The 23,560-nt window shown below is 56.0% G+C and carries 23 protein-coding genes and 1 tRNA gene; 16 read left to right on the plus strand and 8 right to left on the minus strand.

Annotated elements, in window-relative coordinates:
- Positions 1-98: 98 nt before the first annotated feature.
- The 10 genes from argH to ABH15_RS07485 all read left to right on the plus strand — a co-directional run bounded on the left by argH (position 99) and on the right by ABH15_RS07485 (position 10,330).
- Complete coding sequence (gene argH, locus ABH15_RS07440; RefSeq protein WP_128693730.1) at positions 99-1,577, plus strand: argininosuccinate lyase; 1,479 nt, start codon at positions 99-101, stop codon at positions 1,575-1,577.
- Positions 1,574-2,803 carry a Glu-tRNA(Gln) amidotransferase subunit GatD gene (gatD, locus tag ABH15_RS07445; RefSeq protein ID WP_128693731.1) on the plus strand — a complete coding sequence of 410 codons (1,230 nt, stop codon included), beginning with the start codon at positions 1,574-1,576 and terminating at the stop codon, positions 2,801-2,803. The genes argH and gatD overlap by 4 nt, the downstream gene beginning before the upstream one ends.
- Positions 2,803-4,671, plus strand: coding sequence for a Glu-tRNA(Gln) amidotransferase subunit GatE (gene gatE, locus ABH15_RS07450; protein ID WP_128693732.1), 1,869 nt, complete (start codon positions 2,803-2,805; stop codon positions 4,669-4,671). The genes gatD and gatE overlap by 1 nt, the downstream gene beginning before the upstream one ends.
- Positions 4,672-4,735: 64 nt before the next feature.
- Positions 4,736-5,002 carry a DUF5350 domain-containing protein gene (locus ABH15_RS07455; RefSeq protein WP_128693733.1) on the plus strand — a complete coding sequence of 89 codons (267 nt, stop codon included), beginning with the start codon at positions 4,736-4,738 and terminating at the stop codon, positions 5,000-5,002.
- Positions 5,003-5,052: 50 nt separating this feature from the next.
- A complete protein-coding gene (locus tag ABH15_RS07460; RefSeq protein WP_128693734.1) occupies positions 5,053-5,409 on the plus strand; it encodes a hypothetical protein in 357 nt (118 codons plus the stop codon).
- A complete protein-coding gene (locus tag ABH15_RS07465; RefSeq protein WP_128693735.1) occupies positions 5,396-5,923 on the plus strand; it encodes a nitroreductase family protein in 528 nt (175 codons plus the stop codon). The genes ABH15_RS07460 and ABH15_RS07465 overlap by 14 nt, the downstream gene beginning before the upstream one ends.
- 22 nt (positions 5,924-5,945) lie before the next feature.
- Positions 5,946-6,284, plus strand: a complete 339-nt coding sequence (locus ABH15_RS07470; RefSeq protein ID WP_128693736.1) for a DUF555 domain-containing protein — start codon at positions 5,946-5,948, stop codon at positions 6,282-6,284.
- Positions 6,281-7,171: a carbohydrate kinase family protein gene (locus ABH15_RS07475; protein WP_128693737.1), complete on the plus strand. Its 891-nt coding sequence runs from the start codon at positions 6,281-6,283 to the stop codon at positions 7,169-7,171. The genes ABH15_RS07470 and ABH15_RS07475 overlap by 4 nt, the downstream gene beginning before the upstream one ends.
- 147 nt (positions 7,172-7,318) lie before the next feature.
- A complete protein-coding gene (locus tag ABH15_RS07480) occupies positions 7,319-9,058 on the plus strand; it encodes a DUF2070 family protein (protein WP_128693738.1) in 1,740 nt (579 codons plus the stop codon).
- Between the two features lie 93 nt (positions 9,059-9,151).
- The gene (locus tag ABH15_RS07485) at positions 9,152-10,330 is read left to right on the plus strand and encodes an aminotransferase-like domain-containing protein (protein WP_128693739.1); all 1,179 of its coding nucleotides are present in this window, start codon (positions 9,152-9,154) and stop codon (positions 10,328-10,330) included.
- 66 nt (positions 10,331-10,396) lie between these two features.
- Here ABH15_RS07485 and ABH15_RS07490 read toward each other — a convergent pair whose 3' ends face one another.
- A complete protein-coding gene (locus ABH15_RS07490; protein ID WP_128693740.1) occupies positions 10,397-11,044 on the minus strand; it encodes an alpha/beta hydrolase in 648 nt (215 codons plus the stop codon).
- Positions 10,990-11,256 carry a hypothetical protein gene (locus ABH15_RS13605; RefSeq protein WP_164913663.1) on the minus strand — a complete coding sequence of 89 codons (267 nt, stop codon included), beginning with the start codon at positions 11,254-11,256 and terminating at the stop codon, positions 10,990-10,992. Before ABH15_RS13605 ends, ABH15_RS07490 begins: the two co-directional genes overlap by 55 nt.
- A gap of 408 nt (positions 11,257-11,664) precedes the next feature.
- Here ABH15_RS13605 and ABH15_RS07495 point away from each other — a divergent pair.
- Positions 11,665-11,749, plus strand: a tRNA-Leu gene (locus ABH15_RS07495).
- Between the two features lie 109 nt (positions 11,750-11,858).
- Here ABH15_RS07495 and ABH15_RS07500 read toward each other — a convergent pair.
- The 3 genes from ABH15_RS07500 to ABH15_RS07510 are packed head-to-tail and all read right to left on the minus strand — an operon-like array spanning position 11,859 to position 14,659.
- The gene (locus ABH15_RS07500; protein ID WP_128693741.1) at positions 11,859-13,763 is read right to left on the minus strand and encodes a hypothetical protein; all 1,905 of its coding nucleotides are present in this window, start codon (positions 13,761-13,763) and stop codon (positions 11,859-11,861) included.
- Positions 13,764-13,776: 13 nt separating this feature from the next.
- A complete protein-coding gene (locus ABH15_RS07505) occupies positions 13,777-14,196 on the minus strand; it encodes a hypothetical protein (protein WP_128693742.1) in 420 nt (139 codons plus the stop codon).
- Entirely contained in the window at positions 14,186-14,659 is a 474-nt protein-coding gene (locus tag ABH15_RS07510; protein ID WP_128693743.1) for a hypothetical protein, read from the minus strand. The genes ABH15_RS07505 and ABH15_RS07510 overlap by 11 nt, the downstream gene beginning before the upstream one ends.
- Positions 14,660-14,743: 84 nt before the next feature.
- On the opposite strand from ABH15_RS07510, the gene ABH15_RS07515 reads away from it, so the two are divergent.
- Positions 14,744-15,547 carry an HFX_2341 family transcriptional regulator domain-containing protein gene (locus ABH15_RS07515; protein ID WP_128693744.1) on the plus strand — a complete coding sequence of 268 codons (804 nt, stop codon included), beginning with the start codon at positions 14,744-14,746 and terminating at the stop codon, positions 15,545-15,547.
- Positions 15,548-15,578: 31 nt separating this feature from the next.
- Here the strand turns inward: ABH15_RS07515 and ABH15_RS14125 are convergent, their stop codons facing one another.
- Complete coding sequence (locus ABH15_RS14125; protein WP_128694319.1) at positions 15,579-15,887, minus strand: transposase; 309 nt, start codon at positions 15,885-15,887, stop codon at positions 15,579-15,581.
- Between the two features lie 214 nt (positions 15,888-16,101).
- On the opposite strand from ABH15_RS14125, the gene ABH15_RS07525 reads away from it, so the two are divergent.
- The 3 genes from ABH15_RS07525 to ABH15_RS07535 all read left to right on the plus strand — a co-directional run bounded on the left by ABH15_RS07525 (position 16,102) and on the right by ABH15_RS07535 (position 19,868).
- Positions 16,102-17,100, plus strand: coding sequence for an HNH endonuclease (locus ABH15_RS07525; protein ID WP_128693745.1), 999 nt, complete (start codon positions 16,102-16,104; stop codon positions 17,098-17,100).
- Positions 17,084-17,398: a nucleoside triphosphate pyrophosphohydrolase gene (locus ABH15_RS07530; RefSeq protein WP_128693746.1), complete on the plus strand. Its 315-nt coding sequence runs from the start codon at positions 17,084-17,086 to the stop codon at positions 17,396-17,398. The genes ABH15_RS07525 and ABH15_RS07530 overlap by 17 nt, the downstream gene beginning before the upstream one ends.
- 505 nt (positions 17,399-17,903) lie before the next feature.
- The gene (locus tag ABH15_RS07535; RefSeq protein ID WP_128693747.1) at positions 17,904-19,868 is read left to right on the plus strand and encodes a nuclease-related domain-containing DEAD/DEAH box helicase; all 1,965 of its coding nucleotides are present in this window, start codon (positions 17,904-17,906) and stop codon (positions 19,866-19,868) included.
- A gap of 27 nt (positions 19,869-19,895) precedes the next feature.
- On the opposite strand, the gene ABH15_RS07540 is transcribed toward ABH15_RS07535, so the two are convergent.
- Positions 19,896-20,873 (minus strand): hypothetical protein, encoded by a 978-nt coding sequence (locus ABH15_RS07540; RefSeq protein ID WP_128693748.1) that lies wholly within the window; start codon positions 20,871-20,873, stop codon positions 19,896-19,898.
- 4 nt (positions 20,874-20,877) lie between these two features.
- Positions 20,878-21,843, minus strand: a complete 966-nt coding sequence (locus ABH15_RS07545) for an HNH endonuclease (RefSeq protein WP_128693749.1) — start codon at positions 21,841-21,843, stop codon at positions 20,878-20,880.
- A 197-nt stretch (positions 21,844-22,040) separates the two neighbouring features.
- On the opposite strand from ABH15_RS07545, the gene ABH15_RS07550 reads away from it, so the two are divergent.
- Complete coding sequence (locus tag ABH15_RS07550; RefSeq protein WP_128693750.1) at positions 22,041-23,111, plus strand: hypothetical protein; 1,071 nt, start codon at positions 22,041-22,043, stop codon at positions 23,109-23,111.
- Positions 23,112-23,560 lie beyond the last annotated feature (449 nt).

The raw sequence follows: 23,560 nt of genomic DNA on the forward strand, positions 1-23,560 counted from the left end.
CGCCCGTCCGGAAGGCGCCCGGCGCTCCCCCGGCGGGAGGGGCGTGGCCTTAATCTGTCTTCGGAACGAACCGTAATGAACGAAGGGTTGTTGATAGCATGCAGAAAGATCAGATTCGGCAGGGCAGACTCGCCGGTGACCGCTCGGGTGCGATACTGCACTTTCTTGCTTCCATGGAGGCTGACCGCTGGATCGCTGAAGCGGATCTCCTCGTGGACATGGCGCATCTCCTGATGCTCCGCCGCCGGGAGATCATCGGTGATGCGCCTGCACGGGCGCTGATGGCGGCGCTCCTCGACCTCTACGAGCAGGGTCTCCCCGAGGCCGCCTTCGACGAGCGGTTCGAGGACGTCCACGCCGGGAAGGAGGCCTATCTCATTGAGCGCGTGGGAGAGGAGTACGGCGGGCGTCTCCATATGGGACGCTCGCGGAACGACGAGGTGGCGACCTGCATCCGGATTCGGCTGCGGGACGAACTGCTCGGCACGATGCAGGATATTCTGCACCTCCGGCTGGTGCTCCTCGAGGTTGCGGCCCGGCATACGGAGACGATCATGCCCGGGTTCACGCACCTCCAGTACGCCCAGCCGACGACGCTGGCGCACCACCTCCTCGCCTACGAGCAGGCGTTCTCCCGGGATTTCGACCGGCTCCGGGGCGCCTTTGAGCGGGTTGACGCTTCCCCGCTCGGTTCGGCCGCATTCGCCTCGACCGGGTTTCCGATCGACCGGGAGTACACGGCGTGCCTGCTCGGGTTCCCGAAGCTCGCGACGAACACCATGGACGCGGTCTCTGCCCGGGACTTTGCGCTCGAGGCGATGAGCGACGCGTCCATCTGCATGACGACGGCGAGCAGGCTCTGCGAGGAGCTGATTGTCTGGAGCACGGCATTTGCACGGTTCATTCAGCTCGACGACCCTTACTGCTCGTCAAGCTCCATCATGCCGCAGAAGAAGAACCCGGACACGGCCGAGATCATGCGGGCGAAAGCCGGTTCGGTGGCGGGGGAGCTCGTCGCCGCCCTGACGATCGTCAAGGGGCTCCCGATGAGCTACAACCGCGACCTGCAGGAGCTGACCCCGCACCTCTGGCGGGCCGTGGAGGCGACCCGGCAGAGCCTGCCGCTCCTTGCAGGGATGATCGAATCTGCGGCCTTCAACGTCGAACGGATGTATGATGAGGCCGGAGGGGGCTTTTCGACCGCGACCGAGCTTGCAGATACCCTGGTTCGGGAGTTCGATCTCCCCTTCCGGACGGCGCACCGCATCGTTGGGCGGGCGGTCAGGCACGGTTCGCTCGACCTTGCAACCCTTGAGGCGGCGGCGGTGGAGGCCGCCGGGCTCTCGCTCGTCGAGCGGGGCCTGACAGAAGAGCGGGTCGGCGCGATCCTCGACGCACGGCACGGCGTCGGCGTCCGAAACGCGCCGGGCGGCCCCTCTCCCGAAGCGACGGCTGCGGCCGTTCTTGAGCGGAAGCTGACCTACGGCGCGGATGCCGCCTGGGCTCTGGCTGCTGAGACCGCCATAGCGAGCGCAAAAGAAAATCTGGTACACGAAGCACGGAGGCTGATAGCATAACCGAAGATATCACGAGCGGAGATCGGGTCAGGTGCACCCACGGGGGTGTATCGATGACCGGGACATACATCACGGATCGCGACGGGATGGCCGTCGTCAAACTCGATACCGGTTACAACATCGGCATCTCCCCCGCGGAGGTGCAGTTCGTCGAGCGGCCGGCGCCCCGGGCGGCAGCGACGCCGGTCGTTATCCAGAACCCGGATCTTCCGGAGCTCTCCATCATCTCGACCGGCGGGACGATCGCAAGCAGGGTCGACTACCGGACAGGTGCGGTGACGAGCCAGTTCTCGGCATCCGATATCCTCCGGGCGATCCCGGAACTCGGCGACCTCGCCATCTATCGCTCACGGCAGCTTGCAAGTATCCTCTCCGAGAATATGCGCCCCTCGATCTGGCAGGAGCTCGCGAGGAGCATCCACGCCGAGATCGAGAGCGGGGTCGACGGCGTCATCGTCACCCACGGCACCGATACGATGGCCTACTCGGCGGCGGCGGTGAGCTTTATGGTCCGAAGCCCGGTGCCGATCGTCTTTGTCGGGTCGCAGCGGTCCGCCGACCGGCCGAGCAGCGATAACGCGATGAACGCTCTCTGCAGCGCCGCGGTGGCGACTGGCGACCTCGGCGAGGTGGCCGTGGTGATGCATGCGTCCACGAGCGACGACCGCTGCGCCGTGCACCGGGCGACGAAAGTCCGGAAGATGCACACCTCCCGACGCGACGCCTTTGCAAGCCTCGGGACGGCTCCCGTCGGTTACGTCGACTACCCGTCGCTCGAGGTGACGCTCTCGCCGGAGGCCGTCCGGCGGGGGACGCATGAGCTCGAGCTTGCCGATGAGCTCGAGGAGCGCTGCGGGCTTCTCCACTTCGTTCCCGGCATGCCGCCCGCGATCCTCGACGCCTATGAGGGGTATGCCGGCCTCGTCCTCTCGGGGACGGGTCTCGGCCACGTCAGGACCGAGTGGATACCCCGTCTCTCTGACCTCATCGCCGGCGGAACGACCGTCGTGATGACCTCCCAGTGCCTCCACGGCAGGGTCTGCGACCGGGTCTACGACACCGGCCGCGATCTCCTCGCGATCGGCGTCATCGAGGGCGAGGATATGCTCCCCGAAGCGGCGCTTGTGAAGTTGATGTGGGTGCTCGCCCGCGAGGACGACCCCGCACGGATACGAGACCTGATGCAGACGAGCCTTCGCGGCGAGATCTGCAGGGGGTCGCGATAATGGAGTACGACTACGCCGCTCTCGGCCTGAAAGCCGGGATCGAGATTCACCAGCAGCTCAATACGGCCGAGAAACTCTTCTGCCGGTGCCCGACCCTCCTCCGCGAGACCGCTGAACATACGGGGGAGTTCTTCCGCTACCTGCGGGCGACGGAGAGCGAGCTCGGTGAGATCGACCGGGCCGCAAAGGAGGAGATGAAGCTTGTCCGGAAGTTCTGCTACTATACCTACGATACGGTCTGCCTCGTCGAGCACGACGAGGAGCCGCCGGCGCCGCTGAACAGGGAGGCGCTCGGGGTAGCGCTTACCATAGCAAAGATGCTCGGGATGACGCCGATCGACCAGGTGCACACGATGCGAAAACTCGTCATCGACGGTTCCAACACGAGCGGATTCCAGCGGACGGCGCTCGTGGCCTTAAACGGCACCCTCCCCGGCGGCTGCCGGATCGAGACGATCTGCCTTGAGGAGGAGGCCTGCCAGCGGGTTGAAGGGGACGCCTTCTCGCTCGACCGGCTCGGGATCCCGCTCGTCGAGATAACCACGGCGCCCTGCATGCATACCCCCGAGGACGTCCGGACGGTCGCCCGGCATATTGGTATGGTGCTCCGTTCGACCGGGAAGGTGAAACGGGGTCTTGGCACCATCCGGCAGGATGTCAACGTCTCCATCCGCGACGGTGCCCGGGTGGAGATCAAAGGCGTGCAGGAACTCGACCTCATCGCCGAGGTTGTCAGGCGCGAGGTCGGGCGGCAGGTGGAACTCCTCGCGATCAGGGACGAACTCCGGGCTCGCGGAGCCTCGGTCGATACGACGGTCACCGACGTGACCGGTCTCTTCGCGGAGACGAAGTCCGCCATCCTGAAGAAGGCAAAGGCGATCCTCGCCGTCCGCCTCCCGGGCTTTGCCGGCCTCGTGGGGCGTGAGATCCAGCCCGGCCGGAGACTCGGGAGCGAGATGGCCGACTACGCAAAGAAGTGCGGCGTCGGCGGGATCTTCCACACCGACGAGCTTCCTGCCTACGGGGTGACGGCCGAAGAGGTCGCCCGTCTCCGCGAGCACCTCCGTGCGGCCGAACAGGATGCCGTCGTCCTCGTAGCGGCGAGCCGGAAGCAGGCAGGCTGTGCCGCGGAGCAGGTCATGATCCGCGCCCGGATTGCGCTCGACGGAATCCCCGAGGAGACGAGGAAGATGCTCGAAGGCGGGAGCACCGCTTACATGCGGCCGCTTCCCGGCGCAGCCAGGATGTACCCCGAGACCGATGTCTTCCCGGTCACTATCGGCAGTGACCTCTGGGAAGGAATCGAGCTTCCGGAGCTCCTTACCTCCCGGGCGGAGCGCTTCTCCCGTGACCTTGGCCTCGACGATGCGCTGGCACGGCAGATGGCTTTCTCGGAGAGGCTGCCGCTCTTCGAGCGCACTGTTGCCGAAGGGGTTCGCCCGACGCTGGCCGCCCGTACCCTGCTCGGGACGCTCCGCGAGCTCGCCCGCGACGGCGTTCCGGTCGGGCATCTCCCGGACGACGAGGTCGTCCTCCTTCTGCAGGCGGTAGAATCCGGCCGCACGGCAAAAGAGGCGATCCCCGACCTGCTCTCCGAGCTTGCCCGCACGGCGGGAGAACAGCCGCGAAAGAGTCCGGAGGAGCGGATCGCCGCAGCCATCGAGTCGGTCGCCCCCACAGTCACGGCAGGCGATCTGGACGCGATCGTCGGACGGGTCGTCGAAGAGCGCGAGGAGTTTGTCAGGCAGCGGGGTATGGGGGCTCTCGGCCCCCTCATGGGCGTGGTGATGAAGGAGGTTCGCGGCAGCGTCGACGGACAGCTCGTGAGTCGGGCGCTGAAACGGGAGATTGAGCGGCGGCTTTCCTGACCGTACCCCGTTCCCGCTACCTTTATCTCACCGTTTGCTCATATATGGTAAGGAGTTTGTATTCATGGGAAAGACAGGAACCACAATATGGGCGCAGGTAAAAGGCGTCAAGGGACAGATCCGGCTCGTCCCCGCAAGTGAAGGCGAAGTGAAAAAGCCGGGCCCGAACCAGCGCTACAAAGCGCAGTCGTGCATCACGAAGCTCAGCCGCCAGCAGAGCCAGGACGCTCGCGGCGGTCGCGGCGGTGCCCCGACGGTGGACGTGCGCGTTCGCCGGAACATGCAGCGGTCGAAGGTCTCGGTGCTGGGCACCAAGCAGAAGTCGAGATAAGGGGCTCTCCCCTCTCAACATCTTTTATAGTATAACTTCAAGTATCTGATATGGATCCAAAAACAGCCGTTAAGAGCTACCAGTTTGCCGAACGGGCTAAATCGGAACTGATTGTTGGTTCACAGCTGACGCTCGCCCTCATGGACTTCAAGGGGAGCGAGAAGCCCGGCGGCAAAAGGATGCTCGTCATGGTGCTCGAGTCGATCCGCTCCGAGCTTGAGTTTGCCTACGGGTCGACCGGTCAGATGGACTTCAAGCGGGCGATAGACCATATCAGCCAGGCGATCGGTATGGTCGAGAGTATGGATCTCGGTGCTGCTTCGAACACGATCAGTCAGGCGGTCAGTGCGGTGACGACATCTGCACAGGAGGCCTGGCAGGTGCTCAAAGAGCATGAACTCATCTGAATTCCTCCGCTTTCTGAAAGGCCGCTCGTCCGTCCGCGAGTACCGGGCAGAGCCTCTCGACGGGGAGGAGATCGAGTACATCCTTTCATGCGCCCGGACTGCACCGAGCGCCGGAAATCGCGAAGCCTGGGACGTCGTCGTCGTCACGGACGAGGACATGCGCCTCGAACTCTCGCTTGCCGCGCTTGAGCAGCCTCACGTCCGCGATGCGCCCGCCGTATTTGTCGTCTGTGCGAACTACATCCGGTCGATGTCCCAGTACGGCGAGCGGGGTATCCTGTATGCAGTGCAGGATGCAACCATCGCCGCCACCTACATGATGCTCGCGGCACATGCAACGGGCCTTCGCTCCTGCTGGACCGGGGCGTTCCGGGAAGAGGAGGTGCGCGAGCTTCTGGAGCTCCCGCAGCACGTCCGTCCGATCGCGCTTCTCACCGTCGGGAAGGGGCAGCCCCCGCAGGAGCGGACGGGAAGGATAGCACTCGAAGAACACGTACATAGAGAGATCTGGTAGGAATCAAGCCAGGGGGACAACAATGCCCGACTATACGGTAACACTTGAATCAGCGTGGATTATTAAGGATGTCAAATCCCTGGACGATGCAGTGAGCATTGCCATCAGCGAGGCCGGTAAGAGACTCAATCCGGCAGCAAAGTTTGTCGAGATCGAGGCCGGCATGATTGCCTGCCCCTTCTGTGAAGGAGAACTGAACAGTGCCCTTGTCGTCGCCAACACGGCGCTCGTCGGGCTCGTGCTGCAGATCAAGGTCTTCCGCGCCGAGTCGAAGGAGCACGCCGTCAGGATCGCAAAGTCGGTCGTCGGAAAGGCACTTCGCGAGGTTCCGCTGAAGGTGCAGGAGGTGGCGGAGCTGTGATATCGGTCGTAGGACATACTGCGATCGATCACCTCTTCCGCGTCCCTTCCCTCCCGGGAAGGCACAACTCAACCTACATCACCGATCACAAGATCTACTACGGCGGCGGTGCGGCCAATATCGCGGCGGGTATCGCCACGCTCGGTGAATCGTGCCGGCTTATCAGCGCCGTCGGCGGCGATTTTCCGGGAAGCGACTACGATCGATGGCTGCGAAGCCTCGGCGTCGTCGAGGATTTCCTGGTCGTCGAGGACGCCTTTACGCCGACCGCGTACGTCTTCACCGACGAGGCGCGGGATCAGACGACCTACTTTGAGTGGGGAGCCTCCGGCGTCCGGAACACGACCGAGGCGCCTGCCCTTGATTTCGTCCATATGGCGACCGCCGATCCCGACTTCAACGTGCGGGTTGCGGCGAAGGCGAAATTCGCCTCGTTCGACCCCGGACAGGATCTCCTGCGGTACAGCAGTGAGCAGCTCCGGTCGATCATGGGAAACGTCGACATCCTCTTTGCCAACAACCATGAGATGGCAGGCATGTGCCGGATGCTCGAGACGGAGCAGGACGAGCTGATTGAAGGTATCCCCTTCGTCATCATGACGAAAGGGTCGGAAGGCAGCATTCTGTATACGGACGGCGAAGAGCACTCAATTCCGGTCGTTGCTGTTGATGCCGTGGACCCGACGGGTGCCGGGGACGGCTACCGGGCCGGGTTCCTGACCGCCTACCGCCGGGGCTATGACCCCGTCGACTGCTGCCGTGTCGGGGCGGTGGTATCGTCATTTGTCGTCGAACGGATGGGCACACAGACGAATCTTCCCGACTGGGAGCGGATGCTGGCACGATACCGGAACGCATTTGGCGATATCGAGCGAACGGATAAGTAAGGTTATGATTCGGGTGGTTCCCTTCTCCTGCGCCACGGATACGTGCGGCGCAGACCTGGCAGCGGTGGCGGGTTATATCCCGTCTCCGGAACATCTCCATCCGGCTGCTCATTCCGGGTGCGGTTCTGCAGGTCCGGGTGGCGTCTGATGGAGTCGAGTCCCGATGTCAGGATGGAGCGGCTGAGCCGGTATCTCTTCAGCGCTCCGTCGTGGTCGAAGTCGGTCGGCATCATCCTCGCTCTAGGCCTCCTCATCGACGGGGCGGGGCTCCGGACGGGTTCGGAACTCCTCTTCTTCGGCACCCTGGGTTTTACCGTCCCCGCGCTCGTTGCGCTTCTCGTCACCGGGCCGCTCGTCGAGCTCTCGGGCCGGTTCATGTACCGGAACCGCTCGGCACTTCTTGCGCTCTCGTGCACGGTCTTCGGGGTTATCATCAGCCTCTCGCCGATCCTCTTCATCGATAGGGATCTCCTTCCCATTCTCTATGCTCTCGCGCTCGGACTCATCTTCGGCCTCCGGCTGCTCGTGCTGGTAGCGGTCGCGGATTACCGGATCAGCCGGATGCTCCTCCCCGCCGCCCCCCAGAGTTTTGCCGGCGTCGTCATGGGAGCGCACTTCTTCGGCCTTACCTTCGTTCCCTATGCGCTCGTGCTCCAGGCGCTCTTCGGCCTCGGATTCATCCTCCTGATCTGGATCATCGAGCGGCCGCTCAAGCGTGCATTCCAGATCAGCGGACTTAATTTCCTCAATACGTTCATCGCCCACCTGACGGACGGTTCGAAGAGCATGGAGGACTTCTTCCGTGAGATCGGGGACGAAGTCTACGTGCCGGAGGTCTCGTTCTTCTTCAAGCGATCTGCTGCGAGGGACGTTATCCTCACCGTCCCGAACGTCCACCCGGGTCCTATGGGTGAGATCGGCGGCGGGAACCTGCCCCGGATGCTGCACGACGCCTTCGATGAGGAGGTGCTCGTCGCGCACGGCTGCGCCACCCACGACTTCAACCTGGTCTCGGACACCGAGATCGAGAAGATCGTCCGGGCAGTACAGGGCTCCCGGGAGGGTGTTCGGTATACCGGAATGGCAGGCCGCTCAATCCGGGTCTCCGCAGGCTCGGTTCATCTCCTCTGCCAGCGGTTCGGGGATTCGCTCCTGATGGTCAGTACACGTTCTCCCGAGAAGACCGAGGACGTCGACTTCTCCATCGGGATGATCATCATGGCCGAGGGGCGGCGCTACTTCTCCCATACCGCCTTTGTGGACGCCCATAACTGCATGGCGCAGATGGGTGCCCCCGTCCTCCCGGCGACCCGGACGGCGACCGAGTACCACATTGCGGCCCGGAAAGGCATCGAAGCGTGCCGGCTCGAACCCCTCGAGACGCTCCGGATCGGTGTTGCCCACGTCCGTGTTCCGTTCACCCGCGAACAGGGGTTCGGTTCGCTCGGTGTTCAGGCGCTCGTCACCGAGGTCGCCGGGCAGAGGACGGCATACGTCCTGATCGACGGGAACAATATCGCTACGGGCGTGCGGGAAGAACTCCTCCGCCCCATCCTTGCACTGGTGGACGATGCCGAGGTGATGACCACCGACACCCATACGGTGAACACGATCACCGGAAAGAATCCGGTGGGGTACGCCGTGCCGGTTCCGGAGTTCCTGCCGTTCGTGACCCGGGCGGTTACCGAAGCGATAGACGATCTCTCCCCTGCCAGAGCCGGTGCGAGCACGGCCTGCTGCGAGCGGATCGTGGTCTTCGGATCGCAGAGCGTCTCGCAGCTGGCGAGCACCGTCAACACCATGCTTGCGGTCGTCGGGCCGGTCAGTCTGATCATCCTCATTCTGGCGTTCGTCCTCTCGATCGTCGCATACGTCATGCTCCAGTAGGCGGGTTTTTCCCGCCCCTATCTCCCCGCACCGGATAACCTCAACGCGTCCTTTATGGGTGCTCACCGCAACAGTGGTATGGGAAGAACTGTGGTGCAGTATCGGTTTGCAGATCGGATGGCTCGCGTGCCGGAATCGTTTCTTGAAGAGCTCTTCTCGGTCTCGGCAGTTCCCGGGGTCATCTCGTTCGCGGGCGGCCTGCCGTCGTCCGCCACGATCGACGTCGCGGGGATTGCGGATGCCGCCCGCGCCGTGCTGGAGGAGGAAGGGCGGATTGCCCTGCAGTATACGACGACCGACGGCTACCTCCCGCTCCGGGAGTATATCGCGGAGCGCTATCGCCGGAGGCTCGGTCTTCCGGCGAAGGCCGAGGAGATCCAGATCGTCAACGGTTCCCAGCAGTGCCTCGATCTCGTGGCCAAGATCTTCCTCTCCCCCGGCGACTCTGTCGGAATGGAGCGTCCCGGGTACCTCGGCGCGATAGAGGCCTTCTCATTCTATGAGCCGGTCGTCCATGCCGTCCCCCTCGAGGACGACGGGCCCGATCTCGAGGCCTTCGCCGCGCTCGTGCGGCAGCACCGCCCGAAGTTCTTCTACGGCATCCCGAACTCCCAGAATCCCTCGGGAAGGACGTACTCGCAGGAGAAGCGGCGTGCCGTCGCCGGGATTCTCGACGGCACGGATACGGTCTTTTACGAGGACGACGCGTTCGGTGATCTCTTCTTCGACGGAAAACCCCACCTGCCGGTGAAACGGTACCTCCCCGAGCAGACGATCATCTCGGGCTCGTTCTCGAAGATCGTCGCGCCCGGGATGCGGATAGGGTGGCTGCACGCTCCGGAGCCGATCCTCAAAGCGTTCAACATTGCCAAGCAGGCGGCGGATCTCCACTCAAACTTCCTCTGCCAGAAGATTCTCTACCGCTACCTTGCGACCCACGACCTCGACGCCCATATCCGCGTGGTCGCTGAGCGGTACGGCAGGAACGCACGGCTGATGTGCGACCTCCTCGACGACCTCTTCCCGGCCTCGATGAGCCATACGACCCCCGAGGGCGGGATGTTTCTGATGGCCTTCCTGCCGGATGGCGTCTCGTCGATGGAGGTCTTCCGCGAAGGCGTCCGGCAGGGCGTTGCGGTGCTCCCCGCCGTCCCGTTCTGCGTGGGCGGCGGCGGTGAGGATGCCATACGGCTGAACTTCTCGACCGCGGATGAGGAGCAGATTACCGAAGGGATGCACCGGCTTGCCCGGGTGATCCGCGGGCTTTTGTAGGTGGCAGGACCTTCAAGGATCCGCTCTTTCAGGGCGTGCCTGCCCTCGTGGGGAGGGGCGGGACGATCACTCTTCCGTGGACAGGGACAGCCGCGTACTCAACCACGCCAGACGATCGTCCCGGGCTTCGTCGCTTAAGTAGTGGCCTGCATCGTACCACTGGATCGTTCTCGGTTCACTCGCGTTTTCAAAGAACTCCAGTGACATTTCCCGCGTAAAAAAGTCGTCTCGAAGACCGAACTGAAAGAAGAGCGCTGACGGCGCTGCGTGTCCGACGGCGCCCTCCGGGTCGATGGGCGCCAGCGTCCGACGATATCTCTCGAGCGCCTCTCCTGTGAGAGGCGGCATATTCAGAACGGCGACGTCCGTAAAGCTCCCCGTGCCCGCCATCAGGACGTAGGCTTTCACCCGACTCTCCACCCCGGAGAGTACCCCGCCGATAAGAGCCCCGAAGCTGTGACCAACGTATCCGATCCTCTCCGGGTCTATGTCCGGTCGCGCCGTAAGGAGATCAATCCCGCGGCGGAGCCCGACAACGGTCAGGATATGCTCCCGCACGGCATGCTCCGGATCTGCAAGCGACCTTCCCCATGCTTCCACCGCTTTCTCCGTCCAGGGGGCATCGATGAGAAGGGAGACCGCTCCCTGCCGGGCGAGCATCACCGTCTCGTCGAGAAAGGTATCCCTGCTTCCTGGCCCGGGGTGGACGTACATGATGCCTGCGAAAGGGCCTGCTCCGGCGGCGCCACCAGATATGCAGTGACTTTTCTTTCCGGGGTGACGGTGTAGCGCACGTCGTGGATGGTGATTCTGTCTTTCCGCTCTATGAGGGTCTCTTCGAGATCGAGAGAAGTCCTGGGATCATAATCAAATGGCGTTCGCATCCGGTCGGACGATCTTTCCGGGAATGTTCCGTCGGATTTCATGCCGTTCACCTATCTGTTGCGGTGTTGTCGCCGTGCTCTCGCACCGCGCAAATCTCCCTGGGCTCCCGCAGGTATAAGTAATGAGTAGAATCGGCATCTCTGTTATGCGTTGCTCATCGGTACTGCAACGCGAAATCCCATGCACGTATCCAAAGCCTCACTGAATATCGTATGGTTCAGGCTTCCTGATTCAGTCTTCGCCGCCGACCTACCCGGGCGTCGGACTTAATACATCCAATCGACAATAGATATAGGATCTTTTCGAGCGAGGGTAGCCAAGCCCGGCCAAAGGCGGTGGACTTAAGAATTAATACTAAAAAAGGTTACTGGATCTCGCCTTTCTACCGAAGCCGTTACCGAGCGTCGGACTTAATACATCCAATTGATAATAGATATAGGATCTTTTGAGCGAGGGTAGGTAAGCCCGGCCAAAACCGGCGGACTTAAGATCCGTTCTCGCAGGAGTCCGTGGGTTCGAATCCCACCCCTCGCATCGCGTATTTGGGTTATAGCGAGCTAAAAAATTTGACACTCTGCAATTCTGCGATTTCTGTCTTGTAACCTTGCGGCGCGCTTCAAAAAGAAAAACCGAATGTCTGCTGTTAATACTGCGCGATCTCAGGATAACTTTGATCTATCAAATCAAACATGCCTTGGACAACAGTAAAGGCCGGTGCATCATCCGGATAGAAGAACTGCAGCCTTAACCATGTACCGTCTTTAGTCTTTTGTTCCCAAAAGGTTGAATCTGGCAATCGTTCAAATGGTTTTTGTTTCAAATCCCTGATCATTGTTTCAAATTGTGGAGCCCGTGCTTTATTGACAGCAAGCTCAACGCTGAACTTCTTCTCTTGAGGGAAATGGCAGAAATAATACATTACACCGGGGGGCATCTCCTTGATTTTCACGACATAATTTTCTTTGCTGCTCGTACCACCTTTTCGGAACAAAGGTCCTGCCATTTCCCTGTATGTTTCAATGAGGTTCTCGAATTCGGGGTGATACTGCTTTTGGGCTTTAGCAGGGATCCTTTTTTCAGGTTCCTCAGGTTTGGTTTTTCCCGGCAGGTTTTCCGCTATTGTGGCAGTACTTTGGTGTGTACCCTCTACGTGTACAACAAAATCGATGCTGGGGCCGCGTCGGGTATATTTCCGCACATCTGCTAATGACGAACGACATTTCTCCCCATAATAGTAGTACAAGCCAGAACTGATGTACGTGACTTCTGGTGGACATCGGGAAGCAAGTTCATTCCATTCAGTATACCATGAGCGGTACCTGTCCGTGGTATGGGGATGCTGGAGAATAATTACCGGTTTTTCTTGTGTGATGAGTTGATCGATCTCTTGGTGTACAGTTTTTCGCCAGGTACTTCCCGGCACAGTATTAGCAGCCGCTCTCCCGCGGTTGCTGAACATTTTTAGATCATGGCACCCAAGAACCATTACCTTCCCAATTGGGATTTGAATGAAGTGAGAAGAAAGATCTGATACTCGAATCAGCCGGTTCTGTTGTGGGGAATCCGGATAGGATTTTCCCGTCCAGAAATACTGATTGGTTTTCAGATCAACCACAGCTACAAATTCAACTTGGTATCCGTTACTTTTCGTTTCATCCGCAGAGTCAATTCCGATAGTGAGATAATCCGCATGACGTGCAAGGTCTGACCGCAGCTTTTCATCGAGGAGCCGGTCACAGTACTCTTGGGCAGTATTACGGAGCAGGGTAAGGGTTTCTTCAGGAGGATGCAGGTTATCGCTGGGTGCGGGAAAGTGTTCCGGCCAAGGAAACCGAAGAAATGCTCCTGGTGTTACGAAAAACGCAACGCGATCTTGAGTAGGCCACTGCTGTATGATGTCTTCCATGAGAGCCTTTGCGCGGGTAATATTTCCTTCCCAAGGGCCAGCAATGATGACTCTTCCGAACTTCGGATTTGGATCAGCAATAGCCTCAATATCTGTGTTCCTTTGACGCTCTGAGATAATATTTTTCATTTTCTCCCTGTCCTCATCTTTGCTCGGATCCATTCGGCACCACTCCCTTTCTTTCGCGTATAACCTCACCGTCGGCAAGAACCCCTTGATCTCCGGAAGGAAATCCCGAAGTGTGTCATACCAGGCCCGTTGCTCATCGCGGAATGGCGGTTCATCGTCATGCGCATGGATTTCATCGCAATGCTTCACCCAGGCTTCCCGCGAAAACCCGGTTTTAAGATCGGAAGGATAGTAGGAAAGGGCAATCTTCCGTGGTTCGGTGAAATGCTGGGACTCGTCAAATTCGACGATAAAACCGGGCTCCGGCACGAAATAATCCGCTTCAATATTCCGGGCCCTGACAAACTCCGTGGAGCCCCGGCAATTCTGAAGAGCGGAGTAAATCGTTGACAACTGACCATAAATTCGTTGCCCATGATAATCCTCTGGCAACGTGCCGATCTTGATCCGGTAGTTGCGGCGAACTTCCCCGTATATCTCTCGGAGCAATCTCTCTACTGTATCCTTGCACACGGAACACCGCTCGTTATGCATCCTCTTCCTCCGCGATCAACTTTTCCATCTCTTCACGCCCTGCAATCTTCTTCAGCTCGATTGGTTTCCTACCCCTGAACATTACAAAGCCCTCATAGACCAGGACCGCAGCGATCGCCGATGCGTGGCGGGGGCTGAACGATGGAAATGTTTCCCGGATAAATGAACCAAGGCCGGCAGGGTCCGGGTCGGTCATACTGGCACCGAGCAGGTACCAGCAGCCTCGCTCGATGAAGAATGTATCAAGGATTGTCCGGATCATCTCATTCGACAGTTCAAACTTGAGATCACCCCACAGGACCAGCCGGAACGGCGGATCCAGATGGATCGTTATTGTCTGGCCTCTCCCACTCAATGGCTGTGTGGTGTAACAATTTGGCTGAATAGCCTGTTCACAGATCTTACTGGCCATGCGATTCCTCCGTATCGAAGACCTCACCGAACCAGGAATACGATTGCGGGACGCTTAGCATAATCGATTTGTGATTCATTTTTCCTCCCACCAAATGCATGGTTTTGTATCCAGACTGCCCGGAAATTTTCACGACATTCCTCGGAAACGTGAGCCGGTAATCGAGGCTGGATTTTCGTGCGAGCCGATCTTCGATCCGCTGGCCGAAATAGCCCTTGAAGTATGACCGCACCCCGGCCGTGAACTGAACAACGTCGCCCCGGGCAAATTCCCCGATTGCGTCGAATCCGGCCGTGTAGTTGATCCAGATGTGATCGGCAAGCGCCCTTCCCTTTACGGTTTTCAGGTTCCGCAGCAGGATGCTCCGGCCGACAATTCCCCTGGATCGATAGATCCCGTACCTCTCGAAGGTCGCGACAAACCGCGACTTTTGCCCTTCCAACGGTTGCAGTTCTGTCCTCATTGTGCCCACCCCCGGGCTGATCATCTATCTTTCAGGAAAAACGATAAGTAGTTTTTATATAGCATCGTTAGCAATCTTAGCATCATGGGGCAGAATACCGGATTGGAAAAGATCGTTCATATCATTCCGCTCGGCCATGAGATTGATCGTGCTGTAGTCCCGTTTCAGGAGCAAACTCCTTACCGGGTCTACCTCCTCACCGTGACTAAGAATCCTGATCTCGACCAAAACATGATAGCACGACAGCAGTATTTTGTCGAACAAGTGAAGGCCCGGCTGGACAAAACTACCGAAGTGATCACGATCAATACCAATATGTTCGAGCTCCAGGACGTGATCAAGACCCTCTCCGGCATCATCAGGAAAGAGAAGGAGCAGGGAAACCGCGTTTCGGTGAATATGTCTGCGTGCGGCCGGCTAACGTCGGTAGGTGCAATGGTGGCCGCAATGGGGCATGACGTTAACCTCTACTATGTCATGGCACAGGATTATGCCAAGACCGAAGAAGAGATCAACCTTCACGGGCTCAGTATCTGCCCGACGCTGGACGTAAAGAGAATTGTAAATTTTGCTTTTGTCCAGCCCGATGAAGTTGGTAAGCAGATCCTCGCTTTCCTCTACAGGAAAGGCAAACCCATGAGAACCATCGATATCTTTGAGGTTCTTCGGGACCAGGACGTACAAGGGTTCGACGTGTTATTCTATGAAGTTGAGGAGAAAAAGAAACGCGGTGTCCAGAGCAGGCAACTGATGAAGCTCGACAAAACAATTCTTACCAAACTGGCACGGGACAAACTGATTACGCGGGAAAAGCGGGGGCGGAACGTCTTTGTTACACTTACGGAGTCTGGCAAGTATATGGCGTGTCTGAGCGGATTGCTGGAATAGGTAATGTGTTGCAGAGCTCATCCCAAAACCTTCAGACCATCATAGCACATGCCAAGTGGATCAACCCAAGAAATGGGTGCTCATAGCGTTCAAACCGGGGAGTAATCTTCTTGAACGCCTCTATCCAGCTGAAGAATCGTTCAATGGCGCTGCGCTTCTTGTAGAGTTCCGGATCGAACCAGCATGGCCTTCCTCGCTTCGGGTGTGTTCGGGATCTCCGGTTGACCGGGATATTGCCCTTGATCCCTCGTTTCCGATTGTATTGGTGGATCTCCCGGGAATCGTAGGCTGGACATGTGCGGTTTCGTCGGGGGGGAGATATTTCCGAATGATCTCCCAGAGTTCGTCGTCGATTTCATGGAAGGCCATGATCCTGAATATTATCTAAAGTGATTTATAAATGTGGGCCGACCTCTGATGTACTATCTACTATTTTCCCATAGAATACGCAGTGTTCCGGTCAATAATAACTGTTCGATTTGGATTTTTTATAATATAGTTATCGATTTTTGGTATCGGGCAATCTTAATTAATTGCAGAATAAAGCTCATGCTATGCATGCGCCAGAACCAGAGAACTGTTGGCGGGGTGTAATTCTATTCGGAAAGAATTCTGCAACATACAAAATGGCGCTCGGAAGGCTACTCCTCGATTACGCCTACAACGGGCAAGATAAAGTGTCTCTGGACGATCTGGCAAATGATTTTTTATCCCTGTACATTGAGCGAACAGAAAATAACAAGCCACAAATGGGACTTACCGGGAAAAAGACCGTCACGGAACACCAGATTGATCTGATACGCTGCGGGAATAAATCGTTTGATTCCGCACTTGAAGTTGTCAGGACACAAGCACTTGCTGGAATGGTTCTGGTGAAATTCAACAACCTATTTGGTAGGCAAATTCCCCAGCCGTTCTACTCCTTTATTCCGGGAGACAATGAAATTGTGTTAAACTCAAACTTGCTTCGGCTAGTTGATTCAAAGACGGAGAAGGGCATCTTTGAAAAAGAAATCTTGGGACGATGGGATCTCCTTGAGCATTCCTATGAGAGAACGCATGCCGTCCCCATTTCAATAGACGAGCGGCTGGAGTATCTAATCAATGCCGAGGAGAGAAAAAATCTCACCCCACTCATCCCAATGCTTGAAGGATACCAGCAGGGACGGTGTTTCTACTGTGGAGAGCCGCTCTACGACATACATGTCGATCATGTCATTCCATACTCTGCAATCCATCACAATGATGTCTGGAATCTTGTGCTTGCTCACGGAGAGTGCAACGAACAGAAGTCTGATACCCTCCCGTCCAAAGCGTTTATCGAGAAATTAATCACAAGGAATGAGTATTACATCTCCAGCTCACACCCACTCAAAGATGAAATTATCCGAAAGACGGGTAAAACCCGCGATGCGCGGGAAAAAGAAATATATCGGCAATATAACGATGCTTACCACTTCAAAAGACGTTTTTGGAACGGAAACCCACACTACGACCCTGGAAAAGACAAAGAGTTCATCTACTGGTTGAGATACTATGCTCCAAAAGTATGACAAGGCAATACGGGACAGAATTCCTGAAATAATCGCCGCAGACGGAAGTCAGTGCAGTATCGAGAAGGTATCTGATGAGATTTTTCTCAAGTATCTTGAATTGAAATTGGTTGAAGAGTCAAACGAATTTATCGCCTCCGGCTCTCTCGAAGAGATCGCTGATTTGCTCGAAGTAATCTATCGGATAATCGAGTTAAAGGGTGCCTCACTTGAGGAGATCGAAGAGTTGAGAAAGATCAAGAAATATGAGCGCGGCGGGTTTGACGAGAATTTAATTCTCAAGTCCGTAACGAGGTAATTGCTCAGAAATAGCCAGAATGTATGCTCCGCCCTCTTCATGGCTGTGGTCGCTGTGACACTCTTTTTCCCGCCTACCTCTCTGCCAATGCAGCGTGTGGGTGGCGGTTCTTATCTCTGGTTTCCCTCTCTGTAGGTGGTCTCAGTCCATACGGTACACCCTGCATTCCCGTGAATACATAATGAGATGAAATTAAAATGGCTGAATTTCAGTTGAAATTTTGAAAGAGCCTTATTTATCTGGTTGATAAAAACGGCCTCGTTATGTGTCGCTCCAACACGTAACGATGAAGATCTTGTTTCAAATATCCGATATTTGGCAACTAAATCGCGATTAAATCCCTATTGTGTCCCCCTTACTTTTACATCGTTATGTGTGATCGGGAATCCAGGGTACACAGTGAAAAGCAGGAAATAGTGCTTCATCAGATTCCTTTTTCCAATGAGCCTCGTTTATCCCTGTAAAATCAAAAGCCTTTTTTAATTATACACTAAAACTCAAAAATATGGCCGAATTTATCCCTGATCGCCTCCCAGGGAGAGCGAGTAGAGGGGAGGAGCGTACATTCAGTATTCTGAAGAAGTTGCCTGACGACTACCTCGTTTACTATGAACCCAACATCGACAACCGACGGCCTGACTTCATCGTGATCGCACCGGATCTGGGTGTTATCGTCATCGAAGTGAAGGGGTGGTACCTCGATGACATCGAAAGAGTAAGCGACAGTGAAGTTGTTACCTTGTATGACGGGCGCCCGAAGGCCGAAGTACACCCTCTTACACAGGCGCGGAACTACCAGTGGAGGCTTGTAAAAGCATGCGAGAAGAACCCGAGGTTCTCGCACCTGCTTCACAAAGACGGCCCACACAAGAACAGATTCACCTTCCCGTTCGGCCATTTTGTCATACTCTCGAATATTTCCCAGGAACATCTCCAGAATTATAGAGGGCATGATCTCTCGGCTGTCTTCCGGCCTCAGAATACCATGACGCGGGACGTGCTCGTGAGCCTTGAGAATGCATCCCCGCAGGAGATTGCCGCTAAACTGAGATCGTACTTTGACCCGTTCTGGCGCATCACGCCCCTTTCCCAGGAGCAGATCGATGTGCTCCGCGCTATCATCCATCCGGAGATTATCTTAAGTTACGTCCCCTCATGCGTAATGCCTGCTCAAGACCCGGTGCAATCAGCCCCCGCCGAGAATGACACTGTCCAAGAACCAGAGGATGAGTACGTCTTCTCCTATGCGCAAGGAGTGTGTGAACCAAAGGTGAGATCACTGAAGGTCCTGGACAGACGGCAGGAGAATACCGCCAGGAAGATCGGTGATGGGCACCGGATCGCCTGCGGTGTGGCCGGGTCTGGAAAGACGGTCATTCTGGTCGCACGGGCACGCTGGCTCCACGACCGCGATCCCGAGGCAAAGATTCTGCTGCTCTGCTATAACGTCTCCCTTGGAGCATATTTGAAAAACATACTCGTCGGCTATCCACGGATAACCGTCACTCACTTCGATGGCTGGGCAAAGCAGAACGGCGTTATCCGGAATAGGTGCGACCCGGTTACCGGCCTGGTCGAGGATGACGAACATCTTGGTCATCGCTTAAAGGAGCAACTGTCGAGCCGTGTCGGAGATTTTCGTGCGTATGATGCCGTTCTGGTCGACGAAGCCCAGGACTTCCATCCGATCTGGTTCTCGTGCATCCTTCTTGCGATGAAAGACCCCTACGATGGCGACCTGCTGATCGTGTGCGACGGCAACCAGGGGATCCGGCCGGTCGGGACGGTCAGCTGGAAATCTGTCGGCATCAAGGCGCAGGGTAGAACGATTCACCGCGCCCTGGATCTCGATCGGAACTACCGGAACACCCGCGAGATCCTGAAGCTCGCCTCACACTTCGCCTCGCAGGATACTCAGTTTAATGAGGACTCGTTCGGGATCATCCCGGTCGACCCCTACCAGGCGCAGCGAACAGGTTCGAAGCCGTTTCTCGTGCAGTGTGCGGATCACCACGACGAATGCCAGAAAACACTGGAGATTGTGAAAGGGCTTCTCGCCGGCAGGCTCCCGGACGGCAACGCTATCGAGGATCTCCACCACGAAGAGATCGGGATACTCTACCGTAGGGCTTCGGCACCGGACAAAGAACTACTTGGCGGGCTTATCGAGGAGATCCGCCAATATGCCCCTGTTGTCTGGATCAATGAAGATGCTTCATCACGGGCGAGAGTGCTGGACGAGGGCATCAAGATCCAGACGGTTGATTCTGCAAAAGGGCTGCAGTACCGGGTGGTGATCCTGCTGTGGCCGGATGCGTTCGTACCGGTCAGAGCGGGCGATCTGCCGCTTGAGAACAGCCGGTTCTATGTTGCGCTCACGCGGGCGGAGGATGTGTTAATTATCTTGCACTCGTCAGAGAATGAGCACGTCAACAGAATGTTGGCGTCGGATGATGTCGTGATCTGCTGAGCCCCTCATTAGAGGATTTTTCTTTTGTTAGTGTCCCAGAAACTGGAATCGCGGAACTGTTTTCGTGGCAGCGTAAAACGCCGCAATAAGATCATTTTCTAACTCTTTCAGCTGATGAGGCAGGACTGTCCCCGGCTGCAGACAGTACGCAAAGGCGACCTCTCTCCCCTCCCAGGACTTCTGTCCATGGGTCGCTAATCTGCTCCTCATTGTTTTTGTCTGCCCGATGTAGCAGAGCTCGCCGGTTGCGGCATCGAGGATCTTATAGACCCCGGGCTTGGCGGGAACGTTTGCCGTCTTCTGGTCATCGAACACCCGCGGGTCTGTCCAGGAGAGTGTCATCCAGTCACGATCCGTAGGATTCCCGTGCAACCGGAGAGGTGGAAAGCTTGCTCCTCCGGCGGGGTTGATGGCGCCGTCCGGGAGCCGGCCACCGCGTTTCTTGCTATTCTTGTCCCGCGACTTCAAATAGTTTGGATGGAACCGCCCGAAGTTGCAGAGGGTCGATGCTCTGAACTCCAATCGGTACTGCCACAACAGGTAGCACTCAAGCCCTTCTCGCTCTCGTTTGACGAGAGCCGGGTCTTTTCCTGAGTCGGGTGAAACCGGAGCCGCCGAGCATGCGAAGTCCATCCCAGTGGCATCCCTCCACGCCCAGAGGGACGGGGCAGCGGTGTGCGGGTCGTTATAGGGCATCAACTCCGTTGATTTCCGATACTCCCGGAGTTCTCGCAGCCGTTGCCGCAGTGCCCGGCCGGTCTGGCCGATATAGACGAGGCACTCTTTATCCAGTGGTTTGATCCGGTAGACGCCTGGCTCGGAGAGTGTCATTGCGAGCTCGTGCGGCGGTGTGTCGAGGGGCACCCAGGGTGACCAGTCCAGATCGCACCAGTCTGTTTCAAGAAATGACGTAACACCCATACTATCCGCATGTCCCCTGCTATTCAATCCGTAGCAATCCATCTCTTCCATGAGTTCTTTCTGGCTGGTTTCAACGAACTGCATTTTTTCATGTTTCTGGACTCGCCAAATCCTTCTCAAAGATGTTTTCTCTGTGATACCGTAAGTAAGGGATCTGCTCAGGTCGGAATAGGCCCGCGTTAGTGTTTGGATCAATACACCACACTTTCAAGATCGCTTCATTCAGACTGCGGGATACTAATAGTGCTCCGTTGTCCTCAAAGCTGATGTATCCTTTATCGAAAAGGTGGTCGATGTGTGGAGCTAGCAACAGACCATTATTGCCATCAAGCCTTTCTTTATCTGTTGCATCACGCCACGGCTTTACGTGACTTGCAATTAGGTGCTTTGATTGTGTGACGCCTGTCACGCGGCATTTCTTTTCCAGTCTCTCAAGTTCAGTTCTAAATCGTCCTTGTCCTCGCCGGGAGAGCACTAATTGTTCTTTTTCGGTGGGTGGTATCTTTGGGTTTGCATTGATCCTAGCTTCTTCTTCTTTCTCGTGAGATTCTCTTTGAAAATCTCTGCGTAACCCGGTGAGATCTTGTCTATCTTCCGCAGCAATTTTAGAAAGTAGGAGATTTGCCATTTCGTTCGGCAGTTGAACTAAGTAGAATGTCTGAACCCCATCCCCTGCCTTTTTCCCTTCCTCTATCAGCGGTGAATACTTTTCGGGTAAGGTTGGTTTAATCTCATCGAAAAAATCTTTCGGCTTGATTGGCTGCTTTAATTCATAGTAAAGCACTTTCACGAGCCAACCCTCTTTCCTCCAATAATCACCGGCGGGTTTTAGTTCCTCTGGCTTTTCATTTGTGTCTGCAGGGTCTGTTGCTACTCCTACTGCTTTGATGAATGTGCTGGAGTAAGAGAATACAAGATCTCCGGGGCTCACCTGCGTCATATTGTCATAGGAAACGTTCCTTCTCCCATCTGCGTTGACTTTCGGTGACCACAGGTACCCACCCAGTAACTCATGTTTATACGTTTGATTTTGGTTGACCCACCAGTAGTTCATAAGTCCTTGTAAGGAGTTAGAGTGCATTAAATTGCTTATTCTCGCTTAAGAGCGGATGAAAGTACATGGCGGCAGCAGGGTGTGTCTGGAACGGATTAAGAGGGCGGTGAAAATTGCTGTTTTGCAAAAGAATCAATTTATGTCTCTCATGACAAAATCGTATTTGCTGATCACCCATAATTGATTGGAGTTTATCTATGCAGAACCTTGAAGTCTTGTATTATCCTAACTTTCAACCTTCTGAGGATTGGTTTCGGAAATATCTGTTATTATACGATAGTGTAAGGACAATAGTACCTAAAAACATTGACTTTGAACCGACGTTTGGGATTACAGAGATTGATGATTTGATACCAAACTCCTTCCGTCCGACGCCCCTTAAAAACTCAGAGAAAGAAATTAAGGATGTTCGTCTCAAGTCGCTACGTAAAGCGTTTGAGTCTCTTCGGCAAAATCCTCCAGAAATGGGTGTTAATAGAGTATCAGTTACAATCAATCAGAATGGTATTTTCGACCATAACGGATTTGCATGTATTGCAGATTCGAAGATATGTGAAAATATTCGGAGGTTAATCTTTGAATGTAATTTAGTAGATGTTGATGCTTCCAGCGGGGAATTGCTTGTCATTGATCATAGAGCCTCGGATCTCATAATGTGTAATCTCGCGGACAATGTTGGGAGAAATCACGGATGGGATACCATTACCGATAAAATTATGCCTTTCTCACTTTTAACCTCAAATACCCTGGATTATCATGCAATCTCGCGCCCAGAAGCGATGCTAGCAGCTTCAATTGTTCAAACATCTGTTCCTGCCAATATTACCGATTTAACCGTTGAGCAGTATGTTGAACTACGAAGTGATTATGCTGATATTCGTGAAACATTTCGAGAATATATTGTTGAAACCGTACAAAAAGAGCAACTCAAGGATATTGGGGACAAAGAGCAGTTAGAGAGCATAATTAATAAACTATCTAACAATTTTAACTCAAAAATATGTAAAATAAAGGAGTTGAACAAATATCGCATTCCGGAGTGGGTAGATATTGGAATTGGTGTCGCATCTCTTGTGGGTAATTTTTCCGATGATCCTATCCCAAAAGCAATCGGAACATCCAGCGTTCTAGTGCAACCTTTTCTCAGAGGGCAGATTGAAAAGAGAGTCGTTGGTGGGCATGATATCCATCATACCTTCGCGAACCTTCAGTCAGATATCGATTGGCAATATACGGTCAGACGGTTGTTGCAAGCAGGCTGGTTCTAGTGAAGCGACTCCGGTACCCAATAGGGTTTCCTTTCCATTGTTGGGGAGAACTGTCATCAACAGACTAATTTTTGATTTATGCCTGTAGGATATACAGGCGCCGCTTCTCTGCTGTAGCAAAGCATCGCCTTGTGCACTTGATAACAGGACCTGCCTCAACCGCGCCATACCACTTTGTAATCACATTCCACACAAAGTCATCTTAACTTGACAACTACACCGACCATTTCATTTCACCCCCTGGCCCACCTCCGCCCGCTCCCTCCGGTCGCTCCGCCCTCCTCCCGGGAGGAGGGCAGTCATTTGCGATAGCCCGTATCCCGGGCGTTGCAGTCGATACACCGTGGACGGGAGCAGAGGTACGATCCATCAGCCGCAAGCATGCCCGGCGGAGCCGGTGATGCGAGCGGCGGGCCGGAGCAGCCGTCACGAAGCGAGGTCGTGCCGAG

The organism is Methanoculleus taiwanensis (assembly GCF_004102725.1).
Lineage (GTDB): Archaea > Halobacteriota > Methanomicrobia > Methanomicrobiales > Methanoculleaceae > Methanoculleus_A > Methanoculleus_A taiwanensis.

Bases quoted from the DNA above. Each gene is read 5' to 3' on its own strand.
- argH (WP_128693730.1), top strand. From the start codon at position 99: ATGCAGAAAGATCAGATTCGGCAGGGCAGACTCGCCGGTGACCGCTCG.
- gatE (WP_128693732.1), top strand. From the start codon at position 2,803: ATGGAGTACGACTACGCCGCTCTCGGCCTGAAAGCCGGGATCGAGATT.
- ABH15_RS07455 (WP_128693733.1), top strand. From the start codon at position 4,736: ATGGGAAAGACAGGAACCACAATATGGGCGCAGGTAAAAGGCGTCAAG.
- ABH15_RS07460 (WP_128693734.1), top strand. From the start codon at position 5,053: ATGGATCCAAAAACAGCCGTTAAGAGCTACCAGTTTGCCGAACGGGCT.
- ABH15_RS07465 (WP_128693735.1), top strand. From the start codon at position 5,396: ATGAACTCATCTGAATTCCTCCGCTTTCTGAAAGGCCGCTCGTCCGTC.
- ABH15_RS07470 (WP_128693736.1), top strand. From the start codon at position 5,946: ATGCCCGACTATACGGTAACACTTGAATCAGCGTGGATTATTAAGGAT.
- ABH15_RS07480 (WP_128693738.1), top strand. From the start codon at position 7,319: ATGGAGTCGAGTCCCGATGTCAGGATGGAGCGGCTGAGCCGGTATCTC.
- ABH15_RS07490 (WP_128693740.1), bottom strand. From the start codon at position 11,044: ATGTACGTCCACCCCGGGCCAGGAAGCAGGGATACCTTTCTCGACGAG.
- ABH15_RS13605 (WP_164913663.1), bottom strand. From the start codon at position 11,256: ATGAAATCCGACGGAACATTCCCGGAAAGATCGTCCGACCGGATGCGA.
- ABH15_RS07505 (WP_128693742.1), bottom strand. From the start codon at position 14,196: ATGGCCAGTAAGATCTGTGAACAGGCTATTCAGCCAAATTGTTACACC.
- ABH15_RS07510 (WP_128693743.1), bottom strand. From the start codon at position 14,659: ATGAGGACAGAACTGCAACCGTTGGAAGGGCAAAAGTCGCGGTTTGTC.
- ABH15_RS07515 (WP_128693744.1), top strand. From the start codon at position 14,744: ATGGGGCAGAATACCGGATTGGAAAAGATCGTTCATATCATTCCGCTC.
- ABH15_RS07525 (WP_128693745.1), top strand. From the start codon at position 16,102: ATGCATGCGCCAGAACCAGAGAACTGTTGGCGGGGTGTAATTCTATTC.
- ABH15_RS07530 (WP_128693746.1), top strand. From the start codon at position 17,084: ATGCTCCAAAAGTATGACAAGGCAATACGGGACAGAATTCCTGAAATA.
- ABH15_RS07535 (WP_128693747.1), top strand. From the start codon at position 17,904: ATGGCCGAATTTATCCCTGATCGCCTCCCAGGGAGAGCGAGTAGAGGG.
- ABH15_RS07540 (WP_128693748.1), bottom strand. From the start codon at position 20,873: ATGCAGTTCGTTGAAACCAGCCAGAAAGAACTCATGGAAGAGATGGAT.
- ABH15_RS07545 (WP_128693749.1), bottom strand. From the start codon at position 21,843: ATGAACTACTGGTGGGTCAACCAAAATCAAACGTATAAACATGAGTTA.
- ABH15_RS07550 (WP_128693750.1), top strand. From the start codon at position 22,041: ATGCAGAACCTTGAAGTCTTGTATTATCCTAACTTTCAACCTTCTGAG.